This is a genomic window from Bacteroides sp. AM54-2NS, from assembly GCF_003602935.1.
Taxonomy (GTDB): Bacteria; Bacteroidota; Bacteroidia; order Bacteroidales; family Bacteroidaceae; genus Bacteroides; species Bacteroides xylanisolvens.
Map to the genome: position 1 here is coordinate 62,969 of NZ_QTMZ01000013.1, position 15,448 is coordinate 78,416.

Genomic DNA, 15,448 nt, shown 5'->3' on the forward strand with positions numbered 1-15,448 from the left:
TTTTATGATTTGATCTTATAAAATTTATCACTTACCATATATCTTCAACTGTTGAAGGGCAACGCACGGGTAATCACCACTATTATTCCACTTCGTATAATCATAACCCAATATATTCTTTACACTATTGTTACTATAAGTCTTATCACGACTAGATATGAATGACAATCGTACCAAAGTCGCTCCACTCTCTTTCAAACTGTAAAGTGACAATTTGGACAAATCTTCTTCGCTGACACGACCAATCCAAGTTTTGTCTGCAAACGGCAGTTGGTTATCCTCATATTTCAATTCTCCAATCTTCTTCAAATCATCATTACTTGTTCCAGCATAAACAACAATTTCATTAGGAACAGCATTAGGCCAATTCCTCGGCAAATAGTTGAATGAGAATGCTTGGGAAAGAGGTTTATTTGAGAAATCAATATCGAGATACACGCCATATACCGGATCTATTTTAGGATCGTTTTTACCTCCGTTAGGTGACCAAATGGATTGCCAATAATTATTATATGCAAGTAGATTACCTACATTATTGCCTCCGTCAGTAGCACTTGCCTTTAGCATATTCGCTTCTAGATTTATACTTCTCAAGTCACTGATCGACTCCACTTTTGTTTCCATAATCACGTGAACATAGGTTATCTTTTCTTTGACTTCGAAAGGACTATTACCACATCCAATTGGAATAATCGGATACAAATAATCCTTATCTAAAGTCAAACCATCCCCTGACAATGTAGCAGTCACTAATTTCTCATTATCTTCCTGTGTAAATTCGGAAGATGATAAAACGCAGTTGCCTTTGGGTAATAATGTATAGGAAGTACCTTTATCCGCATTATATTTATCAACCGCAGCTTTCAAAGCAGTTTCGTTCTCTTCAAATTCCACCGTAAATTCCCACTGATTGATTACATCAAGAGAAAGATTAAAACCGTAAGATGCCTTTTTCTCTCCTTGGTCCAAAATAAGAATATGCTTGTACTCTTTCGACTCCATAGTAACAACAGGAGTTGCAATACGAGGTTTCATAAAGATTTCAGAGACAGGGAAACCATCTACATAAACACGAATACCCCAAACATATTCTTTATCCTCATCCAACTCTCCTACTTCTTTTTTAAATGTTATTTTTACATCTTTCGACAGATCCGAATCATCAAAATCAACAGAAGCAGGCATTACAATATAATCTTCAGGAATAGACATGTAGCTTGTACCATACAAAGAGTTATGTGCGTTCAGTTCCTCTTCTGTGAATGCAGAAAGAGTCACTTCACCCTCTTCTTTATTAATTGTCAATAAGGTAGTGATATCCTGATTGGCATTATAAAAATCAAATTGTTTCACGCTCCTTGAGATATTCCGATCGTATATGTTCACTACCAACCAAATCAATTCAGCCTTTCTATCATCTACAGAAACTATTATGGGCAACATATACTCTTCACTTGTACTCAAATCTCCTGTTTTCTTATTGAATTTAATATCCAATAAGGCAGATACCTCTCCATCAAAACTTATCGAATTTGGCAAAGTATAGCAATCAGTAGGGAGAAGTTTATACAGAGTGAGATTATCCTCATTATATTTATCCAGTTCTTCTTGGCCAAGTGAAGAAATTGAAACATTACCCTCTACCTTATTTATAGAAGTAGTATAAATAAGTTCTTCTTTGTTATATCTGTCCTCATTATAATGAATGTAAGCATATAATTCTTCTTTTTGCGCCATTTGATTCGGATCATACGACTGTGTAAACGCATATCTATAAATCTCGTCGTTAACACTGTTTCTAATAGTCACTGTAGCTACTCTGTTTTTTATATTAGTCGGGTTGCTCGATGCAACAATCAAAATCTCTCCGTCCCCACTTTGCTTAGTCACAGGTGTGGCTACTATCCAACTGCCACCTTCAAGCTTAGTTGTCCAAATTACATCCACAGAAGATTTTACAGTCAACTTATATGTCTGGCCCTCTATAGGTACTACAACATCGATAACATTATTACTGTTACATTCCAAATCCGTTGAAGAAAGTTCGAAGAATGACGAAGTTGTATCATCATCGTCACTACAACCTGCCATTGCTACAGATAATAGTAGCACGGGAATGATTCTCCATATATTTTTCATTAAAGCTTCCATATATTTTCGTTTTTATTCCTTCACAATTATTTACCATACAATCTAAATCCTGATATTGCGACCGAGTTTTGGTCTCCACTTATGGCTCCGGATTGTGTCAGGTTTTTAATTTGTGTACCATTAGCACTAGACAAGAAAGAGACACGAATTAAAGATATCTCTTGACGTCCTACCGAGAATTGAGGCATATCTACATTTTGTTCAGAGTCATCTGTCCAAACTCCACCTTTTTTAGGCAAATTATTTTTCGTTGCACTCAACTCACCCACTTTTCTCAAATTATCCACACTCGTTCCTACATAAAGAATAATCTGATTAGGTACAGCATTTGCATACTCTCTAGTCGAATAATCAATCTTAATTTGCTTCTCTATCATAGGAGTAACATCAGATACGTCAATATCTATATACACACCATATTTCGAATCATGCTTAGGGTCTGTATTGCTTGTCCAAATAGATTCATAATATGTTTTAATATCATTATCAAGCATATTTTTGAGTGGTTGACCAGGATGTATACTATTGGAACTCAACATATCATCAGCCAAAGAAATTAATTTCAATTCACCGGTAACCATCACATGAATGTAACAGATTGCTTCTCTTACATCAAACGGCATACCCACCACCTTTTTCGGAATAATTGGAAGCAGGTAATCATCCATCATGAGATTATTATTATTCACCTCCACAAAAGAGGAAGCAAGTGCCTCGCCTGCAGGAAAAAGTATTGTTGATTCAAACGAACGATTTTCCTTAGGTAAAAGAAGATAATCAACTCCCATCGTTTCATTATATTGCCTTACAGCTTTTTCCAACTCATCTTCGTTGTTCTCTATTCTCAATTTGAGATCCCACTCATTTTTCACGTCTAAATAGAAAGCAAGCTCAAAACTTTGTTTCTCTCTCTTACCCTCTTCCATTCTGATTACATGAACCCCCGTAGGATCCGTAATGATGCTAGGTACGATGATGTTCGGCTTGAAATAAATGATATTTTTGTTATCATTCACCGTTCCATTATCAGCTTCTAAACGAATGGGGAGCATATACTCGCCGGTCTTAGCCAGTTCACTCATATTTCCTTTGAATACCACATCTACATTTCTATATTCGACACCATCCTCAAAGGCTACTGTAGCAGGCATATCATAGTATTCCGGAGCTAAAAGTTTATAATCGCCATCTATAGTTGCATTATACTCGTCCATTTCAGCCTGAGTAAAAGGAACCAAATTGATAGTGCTGACTCCATTCAACCCATGTCCTCCTCTTCCAACAGTGATGGTCTGAACTTTGGCACTATTCACACTATAGAAGTCAAATTCATTAACCCCCTCTTTCAGATAATAGTAGACAGAGTCAAATTCCTCCGTATAGTTTTTATTACCATCTTCACAAGAGAGAGTGGTCACCACTACTCCGAGAAGAAATAAAATATATATATTTTTCATACTGTATATCTTTTTAATTAATTAATTGCCATAACCGGGAGCTTGAACCAATTGCGGATTAGAATTCACATCAACATAGTAAATTGGAAGTATATACTGTCTATTATTCCATTCATAAGGTTGATTCACCTTAATACGTTGCCTGAATTCGTCATACTCCAATCCTTTTTCTTCAGCTCTCAATCCTTCACGCTTTCCAGCAGCCAAATATTTACCTCCTTCTACCCAACGTCGTACGTCAAAGTAGCGCTGTCCTTCTGCATAGAACTCTACATAACGTTCGTTCTTAATCCATTCCATCAATGGCATATCTGTTAAATCCTCTTTAGTAATGGCCTTCAAACCGGCACGTTGGTGCACCGCATTAAGATTCTTAAGCGCTTCAGTCGCGTAAGTATCCGATTTACCATCCGAAGACAAATTGGCCTGACATTCTGCTAACATCAGATAAAGATCTGCCATACGAATCAATGGATAGGCAGGATTCGGAATTCCTCCACCACCGGATAAGTCCAGTTGCGTGTTAGGATCCAGGAACTTCTGGATAGCAAAGCCGGTCACCAAGTGATTACGGTTATACTTTGCCGGATTATATCCTTGTTTATCAGGATCTCTCGTATCTATTTGAATCGGTTGTCCATTGGCTAGACGAGAAGAATAATCGCCTTGATGGAATCCCAACCATGCATAAAATCGAGGTTCACGAGCTACACAAATATTAAAGAGTTCCGAACGGCCAGTAACACCCGCCGGGTCCAACCATTTACTTTCAGCAGGATATTCATTCTTTGATGCAGCGATTTTGGGCAAGGTCCCTTTATTGGTATAGAAATGTTCTACAGCATATAAATAAGGAGAAGTTGAGCTCCAACCTCCATATTCAGAACCATTGTTAAGTTTCATTATGTTGTTTGGTATACTTCCGAAGACAAAGTTGGTAGTTTTGTGTAACTCCCACAGAATTTCCAGATTGCCATCACTGCCTTTGGCTGTCATCATATAACGCAAAGTCAATACTTTATTCTGAAATGCCTTAACTTCAGTATCGGTCCCCTCTATATTAGGAATATAGGGCATCGGAAGTCCTTTCTGCTCCTGCAAACTTTCATCGCCAGCTCTTGTGCCAAATAAATAGTGTCCTGCATCCAAAGCTGCATTCAATGCTTCTTGAGCAGCTTCCTCTGCGCGTACCCATTTCTCACGATCGTATGTAGTACTCACCAACGCTGTACCGTATCCCGGAGTTTCCATGGCCTTTCCTAACTTTACGTTTTTCCACTCTGGGTAGGGGAACTTTCCATTCCATAAAGGAGAAGCTGCATAAAGTAATACTTTTGCTTTCAGTGCAAGAGCGATAGGGCGAGTAGCTCTACCCACTTCTGTGTTCGAACGAGTATTCCTCAACTTATCACCTGCAAGTACCTTTTCATCCAATAGCCGAACAATCCAATCCGTCACATAATCATAGTGCATACGACCCGGATATTCATTTTCACTAGCGGTCTGTGGAAGTAATCTGTCGCTGATGGGACAAGGTCCATAACAACGCAGCACCTCAAAATGGTAATAGGCCATCAGGAAATAAGCCTCTGCTTCCCACTCCTCTTTTATCAAATCACTTACCGGTGCCTTTTTCAGTTCCTGTAGGAACAGATGAATTTGCCCGATATATCTGTAATAGTTACTCCATTTACCACCATCATTATTATTACCTGTAAATAGATTATGAGCTACTTTGAGTGAATTATAACCTTGCAAACTATACTCAAGCGGAACAGCATATTCGTCTGCAGAGGCTTCTGTATTTTCAAAAGCTACAGGCGATTGTATTCCTGCATAACAAGAATGCAAGAACCCCAAAGTGCTGTTGAAATCTTGTGTTGCGTCATCCAAATCAGCTTGTTCTACCGGAACAATCTCAAGGAAATTACAGGAGGCTGTTAAGCAGCATAGCGAGATGAACAATGCCCCACTTAGTATTCTAATTGTATTTAATAGTTTCATATATGACAATTTTTAAAGGTTTAGAAATTTAATTGCAATCCTATATTGAATGTACGTTGCAACGGATATTTATACCACTCCAACTCTGGATCCCATTCTTTGAATGGACTGAAAACAGCCAGATTATCCCCGGTCACATAGATTCTACCGTATCTGCAGAAACGATATCCGATTTCCAACGTCTTGAAACGTAAAAAATTACCATTACGCATCCAGAATGTACTCGGTACAACGTTATTGTCTGAGTTTGCTTTTTGTAGTCCAAGACGCGGATATGCTGCATTAGGGTTAGGGTTAGCTTCTGTCCAATAGTCCTTCGCTACAAATTTGAAAATGTTGTAATCAGACTCTCCGAACGGATGAATACCTGTTAACATAATCTTGCGCATAGCCGAACCGTTAAAGAACACTCCAAGATCAAATTTCTTATAGTTTATATTCAAACCAAATCCGTATTGTATACGTGGATTTCCACCATATTCTGAAATCATTCCCTGATCATCTGCATTGATTACACCATCACCATTTAAATCACGGTATTTGATATCTCCCACTTGAGCGGTACTTCCTAGTTCTACCTTAGGACCGTATTTTATTTCATCTTCGGTCTGATATAATCCTTCTGCTATGTAACCCCATGTCGAGTTCAAAGGACGTCCGGTTTCTCTTTTCCATGGGTACGGTGTATAGGGTTCATCTCTATACACATATTTGTTCTCCACATACGTAAAGTTACCACGAAAGTCCATAGACAAGTCCTTGTTAATGGAATGATGATAGTTGGTACTGAACTCCCAGCCCCAGTTGTCTACCTTCCCGACATTACTCCAAGGTGTGGCACTATATCCCAATTGACTTGGCCATGTTTTTCTTTGCATCAGAATGTTCGAACGTTTTTCGTAGAAATAATCTGCCGTAATATTCCAATGACGGAAAAGTGTCATTTCTAAACCGACATCCAACTTCTTAGAACGTTCCCAGCCAGCATCCAATACATAATAGCTTGAAATTTTCGGGCCACCAAATGTAGTTTGCCAATCATAACCGGTACTATATTTGATGTTGTCTAGTTCCACTTTATCCAAATAAAGAAAATGACCAAAGTCAGTGCCTGTTTCATCACTACCTACCAATCCATAAGATGCACGCAACTTCAAATTATCGATTTTGTCACGTAAGGGTTCAAAGAAAGCTTCATTGCTCACTACCCAGCCTAAAGAAGCAGCCGGAAAAAACTCGAACCGGTCACCTTTTGCCAAACGCTCTGTGCCGTTGTAACCAAAGTTGAATTCGAGTAAATAGCGCTGACCATAATCATATGTAAAACGACCGGAAAAACCTTGGTTACGATTAGGAAGCACATCCTTCTTAAAATCACGCTGCATATACATCAACATACCGCCTACATTATGTTTGCCAAATTGACGTGTATAGTTTATCTGGAACTGCATAAAAATAGTACGATCACCAGATCTGGTTATACCGGATTCAGCAATATATTGCTTGCCTGAAGTGTCTAAACGTTCTAATTCGTATGAGACAGGATTCTTGGGGTCGTAAGAATTTTCTTTCACTCGATAATAATAAGGTTCAATCGTTCTGTTATATTCAGAACTGGACCAGTTTTTAAAGTTCACCAATGCGTTTGCACTCAAACCTTTTGTAACAAAATCCAAGTTCTGCTTAATTTTCAATGTAGTATGTAGCATATTTGAGTCCACTTGTTTAAAAGTGGTGGCCATATATGCATAAGGGTTTATTCTTGTGTAATTGGCTGTAAGAATGGAATTACCATACTTCACATGCTGATCGCCTTCCTGTGCAGGAAACACGGCCGGAAAGTTTATAGGGTTTGAAGATAACATCATTTTAAATAAATCATCGACCGAATTCTTAGGACCGCGATTATTACGAATCTGCGTATTCATGTTCAAATCGATTGTAGTTGTAGATGTCACTTTCACAGAGATATTATTTTGGAAGTTATACCCCATGTTATTGATATTATTGTTCCATGAATAATACTTGGGTGAGTCCAACAAACCAGTATCGTGGTTCACATTTAAACTCATATAATAAGTTACTTTCTGACCACCACCAGATATATTGATATTCGCACGTTGATTAGTCGCAAAATCCTTGAATATCAAATCACCCCAATTCACATCCGGATAAACATATGGATTTAACCCATAACGAGTTCCTTCAATTTGCTGTCTGCTATATCTTCCTTGCCTAATTGACTTATTACGAGTAAGTTCAGCTTCATTATACATTTCCATCCAAGTGGCTCCATCTACAAACTCTGGAAAGTTCATTGGTTTATTGAATGAATTTTCCAAAGTGATGTTAATACGGGTTTTTGAATTCTCTTGTCCTTTCTTGGTAGTGATGAGCATCACACCATTCGCACCACGAGCACCATAAATGGCAGTTGCAGATGCGTCTTTTAAGATAGAAAAACTTTCGATGGTTTCGGCTGGAATATTGTCCAAATCCCCTGTAGCAATTTCCACATCGTCTAGCAAAATCAAGGGAGTAGCTCGTCCACCAAAAGTCGATACACCACGAATAAAGAATTCAGAAGCTGTTCCAGGTTCTCCGCTTTTGGTATTAACGATTACGCCGGCCAATTTACCGGCCATAGAGCTAGTCAACGAAGAACTAGGAGCTTTAAGTTCCAATCCTTTCACGGTAGAAATAGCCCCCGTAACGCTTACTTTTTTCTGTGTTCCCGATCCGACAATCACTACTTCGTCCAGCATCTCATTATCGGAAGTCAACTTGATATCGATAATACCTGAAGTCTCTACAGGAACCTCCCGAGTTTTATAGCCAATAAAAGAAACGACTAAGATATCTTTGGTACTATTAACTGGAATAGAATAATTACCATCCAAATCTGATATTACACCTGTTTGAGTGCCTTTCAATGCAATATTGGCACCAATAATGGGACTGCCATCCAAAGCGTCCGTGACAGTGCCTGTTACTTGTCTTTTGCTTTGCTGTTGTTGAGCAGACACTGCCCCCTTAACTCCGGAGTCAGCTATCGCCGGTAGGCTCGTAGTGCCGGCAACTATAAAAGCTCCCAACGTTACAAAAGCAATCCTTCTTAAATAATACTTCATAAGCTTTTTCTTATAAAATTAGACATCAGTTAACTATATATTTTTTAAATTTAAATTCATCAATTATCACCCAAAAATCATTTTTTATTCACATACAGAAAGGGGTATTTACACAATGCTCATCAAAAGCGAATATTCCTTTCTACACTACAAAGAAATTAGTCAACAGTTCGCACTCCAATTTCAGCTACACTTATAAAATTCTTCTCCAACACACCATTGACCACAAATTTCAGATAACGTGACCGATAAACCTTATTTAACTTAATTTCTTGAGGCACAAGTGTCTGCCTAATGTTCTGAAAGACACCCTTTGAAGCCATTTCCCATTTCAGTCCATCTTCACTCAAATAAATTTCATAATTTTCAATGACTCCATCCACATTTCTATACATATCCTGACGTGGTGTGTAAATGATCTCGGACACAGGAATAGTAGTTCCCATATCAACAATAACCTCGTCGGGTACAAATTCTTTCTTATTACCAGCATCATACGTATGGAAGTAACTCTCTACATTATCATCAATCATATTATCAACACCAGATTTAACAGGTGATATAATTTTCCAATTCTTCTTGCACTGATCAAAAATCACTGAAGTAATCTCTCCACTTTTTTTATCAGATGTAAAAACTGCTGCTCTTACAACTCCCTGTTTATCAAAAAGGAATGGCTCTTTATACTCATTTGAGGTAAATGACGGTTCGGTTCCGTCTGTTGTATATCGGATAGAAATTACAGGCCGGTCTGTTCTTATACTCACCATTCCATCCTTCTTTCTATAAATTTTTGGTGCTTCTAAATTATCAGGTTCTTTAAACAGACTTACTTCACTCACAGCCAATGCTACTGGGGCAAAAAAGCGTAAACGGATTCTGTCTGTATTCAAATCATTCTCAAGACGAATAATTCGACACGCCCCTATGCTGGTAGCCTCTGCTATTTCTTTCCAGCCACCATCTACCCAAGCATCGACTTTCATAGAGTCGATTCGTTGACCTAATTTTATGTTTTCACGCACTTTTATCAGATTAAAAACTTGTTTCTTTGGAAGTTCTATCATCAATGATGCATTTGTTACTGTATCGTCAGTCGCCCAATAAGAATACCGGTCATTGTCTGTAAGCTTTGCAGTACCATAATGCCTAGTTATATTCCCACGCACATTAGATGGCACCAAACGTGCTCCTTTAATAAAATTTTTGCTAAAAGTTTTATTCATTAATTCAGCGAAACCTTCCAAAGATTTGACATCTCTCCACTCCATTACTCCTTTTGGAGTTAAAGGAAGACACATATCAAATCCCTGCCCCAACCCAACACTCGCAAGATAGATATCAAATAATTTTTGAGGGCTTTTAGTAGTCAAGCTATCTGTAGTATGATAAGCAAAACGCCTTTTTAGCGAAAAGTCACACTCTGCCGGAATCCAATATTTCCCATGTCGTTGTCCCTCATTCAACATTTTAATCCGCTCACCGTCACTATTAGGGCGTGGTCTCATGTTCCAATTTCCTTCAGGGAATAATGTTGCCCAACAAGTTTTTTTATATCTTCCGGCATATCCATCCTCATTTCCTACCCAACGGATATCAGGTCCGGGGTCATTAAAAATGACAGCGTTGGGTTGGAGTTCTCTGACAATCGCATAAATATTATCCCAGTCATAATATTCGATGAATCCGCCACGATATTCATTAGCACCTCCGTAATATCCCGAACCACCGGCACCTGGAGCACCATCAAACCAAAGAGTAAACAGTTCTCCATAATTGGTACACAATTCTGTTAGTTGTTCCTTATACATTTTCAGATATTCGGGCGTTCCGAAACATGCAGCATTTCTATCCCACGGCGATAAGTAAAGTCCGAGTTTAAGCCCATGCTGACGACAAGCCTTCGCCCATTCGCCAACCCAATCTCCTTTGCCATCTTTCCAAGGTGATTTAGAAATATTATAATCAGTGGTTTTCGTTGGCCACATACAGAACCCACCATGATGCTTTGCATTGATGAGAAATCCTTTCGAACCTATTTTTTTTGCAAGAAGAACTATTTTTTCTGCGTCAAAATCTACAGGGTTCACTAGTTCCGGAGACTCATTACCCCATCCCCAATGAATATCAAGTGCATTGTTCTGATTGAATTCAATCATATTATACATTTCCATTTCATGCCAAGCTAGTTGACGATCTGTAGGCAATACCCCATACGGTTGCGGTGGATCCATTTTAGTGGAGATACAAGAAGCTAACATAGCTATACATAACAACGTGAAAGATAATTTACAACTCATAAATATTAGTATTATAAAAGATTAATAAGGTTAATACAAAAGAGATATAGCTTAGTCTTAAAAAACAATCAAATCATCTTCTGCGCCACTAAGGTAGACGTATGCCAGTAAAACCAAGGCAAATTGCGTACAAAAGAACAACAATATAGTAAAACGTGAGATCTTTTCACTTACTGCTCTGTATTTCACCAATTATTATCCTAGATCATGTACCATTTTATTGCTCATATTTTATTTCTACAAACAAATCTCTTTTCACTATCAGGTCACTTTCATCTAAATAGAATAAATATCAAGTACTTTATTATCATATTTTTCAATCCGATACCACACTTTTCCCATCTCAAATAATAACCTCCATAACCAGATACTTCAATCATTCCATTACAAAGTATCTGGATGAAATGAAGTCTTACTGATCTTTATCCGATATGGCCATTCAGCAACTTGCTCCATTTTCTGATGATATTTCGTATGTTTATCTGGTGCTCCTGTCACGACAAGCCACAAGAACTGGGTATCGTCAGGAACTATAAAATTAACAGTTTGATTCACGCTATTTACAGCTCTATTCATCTTACTATAAACTCTCTTTCCATTCTTCTGCATGGCAACAAAGCCGTAACGCCACCCTGCATACGCCTTATTTTCCGAATAAAAACCTTCATTTCCAGCCATTCCCTCAAAAGTCAAGTCTATGACTGTCCCTCCTTTAGGAACCTTCAATCTAATTGCATTATAACCATAACTTTGTGGACAATATTCTTTTGTTATTTGATACCATCCGTTCCCCATTTTCTTTAATTTACAACGATGCTCATTAGCATAAGAACTACAAACTGATTTTATGCGGGGAAGATCCCAAGTTACAAAACGAGTTGCCGCATCATAGATTTCTTCATTAAACAAATCTTGAGAAGTCTTCGTTATTCGCATATAAGTGGACACTGGGTCCTCTTCTTTTAAAGCTTCACTCCACATTCTGCCTATCACCGGCAATCCATGCTTATAAGACCAGTACTCCATAAACTGCGGAGCGCAATATTGGTTCGTTTTATGAAACAATGTATAATGTGTCTGTTTCATGTAATTATTCAAATGATAATTCTCAATAGTCACCCAGTCTGGATGTACCTGCCATAGCATCCATTGAGAAGTATACTCATAGAGTGTCGTCCCCGGAAATCCTTTGCCACCATCTGCCTCAACCATAAACTGAAAAGAATGCCCTAACTCGTGAGCAAGTGTACAGTAAGGATACCCGTTTATTCTGCACGGACGAAACCAGGTCATTCCGACATTGTCATGAGCACCACCATAGACTGTCTTCTCATTGTCATCATACATCCATATAATCATCTTATACTTATCAGTATAAGATTTCCCTTTCTGCACAAATTTCAATTTGTCTACAAAATAACGATAGTACCGTTCGCCCTCACTCAATATTTCATTCGGATAAAATCGTTTACTCTCATCCATGTTTACAGCAGGTTCCTTGCCAAAAGACCTCTCCCAGAAAATAACTAGATTATCAGATTCTGCCATACAATCATAGCCAAATCTACCATCAGGAACATCAAAACCGTGCTTTTTAAGATCATCTTCCGGAATAAAAATAATTTTATTTCCCAACTTAGCCTGCAACATTTGTATATTAAGGGCCAACATCAATCCACAAAACAAATAGATAAAATTTCGCTTACTACAGCACATATTACTTTACTTTTAAAATGTTACATTAACCGTATAAGTATCATTACCTGTTTCCAAATGCTCTCTCTGTAGTTCCACATCAGGAAGCCATACATATTTCTTTTGTCCCACCTCATCTATTATTTCTACTAGAAAACTAAACCAATAAGAATATGGGAATAAATCTTGTGGTTCTTTGGGAGGAATATTGGCATCTGTCATATCCGGATGATACAACTTATACAAATCAGTTATCTCAATTATGCCTCGTTTACTGGTAGTGTATGTTCTGTAAGCTTTCGGATATACATCCCGCTTATTATATTTACCACCGGCACGAGTTCCATAAAAATTCACTGTACAATTAGATAACGGTTTCCCCATTTTACCCACTTTAATCACTAGTTTACGAGGAAAGACTTTGTCCGACAAGTCTTTATCCAGTGGTCTCATTTTTGCTGTATAATTGAATAAAGCCGAACAATAATCACTCCAGACGCGATATCCAGTCCCCATATTACATTTAGGAGGAGTTAATTTCTCATGACTTACCGGATTATCTTCTGCAGCAATCATATATTGATATAAATCTGTAGCACCACGCACATGTCCATACTCGTGCCCTAGATTACTATATGTCCCCTGATCGGGATATAGCGCATCTGTAAAAATGTTATGAGCTTCACGAACATAACACATCACCACCGACTGCCACTGGCTCCACCGCCACCACAAGATAGTCCTTCATTCTTTGCGCCCAACGCCAGAAACAACACAAAGTCATATTTCGACAAATCAAGCCGACCGAAAGCCTTTCTCTGAAACTCTCCGTATCTGTCTTTATCTCCCTGAATATCATACACACACAATTCGTCAGCAGGAACAAACCGGAAATAATAGTTAAACTTATTGGGACTTTCATTCCAAAAGCGGGTTGTATTATGAAACATCTGCTGCAAATTCTTTTTAAAAGATGCTTCTCCGCCATAACGTTCCAAATCGATTTTATCCACCCATACTTGCGCACGATACTCAATCGTATCTTTCACCTCCACACAAAAAGCATGAGTCGCCCAAACCAGACAACTGCATGCTATTAATATACACTTTAGAATACCCATAGATTTTCTTTTAGATTTATACCGTATTATAATTCAGTTGATACCCTGATAAAATACGTTTTACCAGAATATCATCCGCTATTGCCAAACTCCAGTAAGGTTAACTTATGTTTTTATCCTTTTCGAAACAAAAGTATGCAATAGAACACTTTAACAAGGCTAATTATGTACAAAAGAGCAACAATATCGTAAAAAGAAAAATTGAATATTTAATTTTATACTAAATTTATCCGGAAGTCACAAAAAAGAGGATATTCCAAAGAATCCCCTCTTATAATAGACTCCTGAATTATTATAAAATATCAGGTCGCTTTTTATATATACCACAGAATGCCCTGTCCCATATTTCTACAGAATAGAATAGTTGCCTGCAAAATTTGCTTGCCTACAATATATTTGGCTGTCTTACTTCCGCTCCCCACATTCGCTGACACTTGTACGGAAGCAGAAACATCTTTCAAAAGAGTGACGGTATCCTTTCGATATAGTGACGGTATACCAACTAGATAGTGACGCTATTCCATACATATACCGTCACTATACCAATTCCTACTTTATATAGACTACAGAACGCCCTGAACCATACTTCTTCAAGACACCATCTTTGATAAAAGCATTGATATCCTGCAATGCCTGTATCTTCGTTTTTCCCACAAGCATAGCATAATCCTGACGGTTGATGCACGGATGGTCTTCCAAGAACTTTTCCAACCGTTGTAAGCATCTCTCCCTATCCAAGGGGTTCTTCACACGAAAAGGAGAATGATAACGTTGTAATTCAATCTCACTCTCAATATCCTTTTTAAACTGCCGATTGACACGGAAATTAATATCTTTCAGAGATACGGACGGTGAACGCAAGTCTTTTGGATCCATCACTTTCTTGTCAACACTCAATGAAAGGGAGAAATAACCGATATCGCCCAGCTCTACCGAAAATCCTTTCAAAAGCAAATGACGTAGTTCTTTTGATATAGCTTCTATAACGCCGACCACTTGTGCATGGGGCATATGCTGAAATACGGTCACTTGTTCCACAAATTCTTCGGCTGTATAACTGCCCTTCAAAACGACACGTGCATGCAAAGGCTGTTCTTCCCCACTTTTAGCAAGATCGGGAGTTTCATAAAGATCATAATTTACACTCATTATCAATTAGTTTTTCAATAGGAAAGATTAAATTCCTCTCTCCTATGGATTAATTTTCTAAAACGCATTCCTATTTTCGTTTGACTTAAGTCAGGCGATAGTTCAACTTAAGTCATCCTTTCGTTTAACTTAAGTCAAACGAAAACCGATATGCTAACGAGACAAATGTACATAGAATATACAGATACTAATCTATGCAAAGCGAGATTTAATTTCAACTAATGAATTATCCCAAAGCCCACAACCATATTAACCAATAATTATCCAAGATTTGAACGATTTTTTTGTTCACTTTCAAAAGTTTTATTCCACACCTAAAAAGACAGCCTATCATTTGCTTTTGCTACTAATTCTTCCTAATATTGTCCTATACTAATGAAAACTAATACAACATAAAGAATCCCCCATGAAAAAAATCGTTCTTTTGATAACTATACAAA

9 protein-coding genes are annotated in these 15,448 nt (G+C 37.9%); all 9 read right to left on the reverse strand.

Translation table 11 applies throughout. The features are described from left to right. Positions 1-27: 27 nt before the first annotated feature. Complete coding sequence (locus DXA05_RS10260) at positions 28-2,151, reverse strand: DUF1735 domain-containing protein (RefSeq protein ID WP_004314236.1); 2,124 nt, start codon at positions 2,149-2,151, stop codon at positions 28-30. A gap of 26 nt (positions 2,152-2,177) precedes the next feature. Then, positions 2,178-3,608: a DUF1735 domain-containing protein gene (locus tag DXA05_RS10265; protein WP_128859145.1), complete on the reverse strand. Its 1,431-nt coding sequence runs from the start codon at positions 3,606-3,608 to the stop codon at positions 2,178-2,180. A gap of 21 nt (positions 3,609-3,629) precedes the next feature. Next, positions 3,630-5,612 (reverse strand): RagB/SusD family nutrient uptake outer membrane protein, encoded by a 1,983-nt coding sequence (locus DXA05_RS10270; RefSeq protein WP_004323099.1) that lies wholly within the window; start codon positions 5,610-5,612, stop codon positions 3,630-3,632. 20 nt (positions 5,613-5,632) lie between these two features. After that, the gene (locus DXA05_RS10275) at positions 5,633-8,743 is read right to left on the reverse strand and encodes a TonB-dependent receptor (protein ID WP_128859146.1); all 3,111 of its coding nucleotides are present in this window, start codon (positions 8,741-8,743) and stop codon (positions 5,633-5,635) included. A gap of 158 nt (positions 8,744-8,901) precedes the next feature. Then, positions 8,902-11,043 carry an alpha-L-fucosidase gene (locus DXA05_RS10280; protein ID WP_004323098.1) on the reverse strand — a complete coding sequence of 714 codons (2,142 nt, stop codon included), beginning with the start codon at positions 11,041-11,043 and terminating at the stop codon, positions 8,902-8,904. 384 nt (positions 11,044-11,427) lie between these two features. After that, positions 11,428-12,759: a DUF6055 domain-containing protein gene (locus tag DXA05_RS10285; protein WP_004323096.1), complete on the reverse strand. Its 1,332-nt coding sequence runs from the start codon at positions 12,757-12,759 to the stop codon at positions 11,428-11,430. Between the two features lie 12 nt (positions 12,760-12,771). Next, the gene (locus tag DXA05_RS27410) at positions 12,772-13,473 is read right to left on the reverse strand and encodes a hypothetical protein (RefSeq protein WP_284515510.1); all 702 of its coding nucleotides are present in this window, start codon (positions 13,471-13,473) and stop codon (positions 12,772-12,774) included. After that, positions 13,437-13,859 (reverse strand): hypothetical protein, encoded by a 423-nt coding sequence (locus DXA05_RS27415; protein WP_284515511.1) that lies wholly within the window; start codon positions 13,857-13,859, stop codon positions 13,437-13,439. The genes DXA05_RS27410 and DXA05_RS27415 overlap by 37 nt, the downstream gene beginning before the upstream one ends. A 549-nt stretch (positions 13,860-14,408) precedes the next feature. Continuing rightward, complete coding sequence (locus DXA05_RS10295) at positions 14,409-15,008, reverse strand: DsbA family protein (protein WP_004317206.1); 600 nt, start codon at positions 15,006-15,008, stop codon at positions 14,409-14,411. Between the last annotated feature and the right edge of the window lie 440 nt (positions 15,009-15,448).

What these genes read in the sequence shown, in the direction of transcription:
- DXA05_RS10285 (WP_004323096.1), bottom strand. Translation starts at nt 12,759, where the DNA reads ATGTGCTGTAGTAAGCGAAATTTTATCTATTTGTTTTGTGGATTGATG.
- DXA05_RS10275 (WP_128859146.1), bottom strand. Translation starts at nt 8,743, where the DNA reads ATGAAGTATTATTTAAGAAGGATTGCTTTTGTAACGTTGGGAGCTTTT.
- DXA05_RS27415 (WP_284515511.1), bottom strand. Translation starts at nt 13,859, where the DNA reads ATGGGTATTCTAAAGTGTATATTAATAGCATGCAGTTGTCTGGTTTGG.
- DXA05_RS10265 (WP_128859145.1), bottom strand. Translation starts at nt 3,608, where the DNA reads ATGAAAAATATATATATTTTATTTCTTCTCGGAGTAGTGGTGACCACT.
- DXA05_RS10270 (WP_004323099.1), bottom strand. Translation starts at nt 5,612, where the DNA reads ATGAAACTATTAAATACAATTAGAATACTAAGTGGGGCATTGTTCATC.
- DXA05_RS10260 (WP_004314236.1), bottom strand. Translation starts at nt 2,151, where the DNA reads ATGGAAGCTTTAATGAAAAATATATGGAGAATCATTCCCGTGCTACTA.
- DXA05_RS10295 (WP_004317206.1), bottom strand. Translation starts at nt 15,008, where the DNA reads ATGAGTGTAAATTATGATCTTTATGAAACTCCCGATCTTGCTAAAAGT.
- DXA05_RS10280 (WP_004323098.1), bottom strand. Translation starts at nt 11,043, where the DNA reads ATGAGTTGTAAATTATCTTTCACGTTGTTATGTATAGCTATGTTAGCT.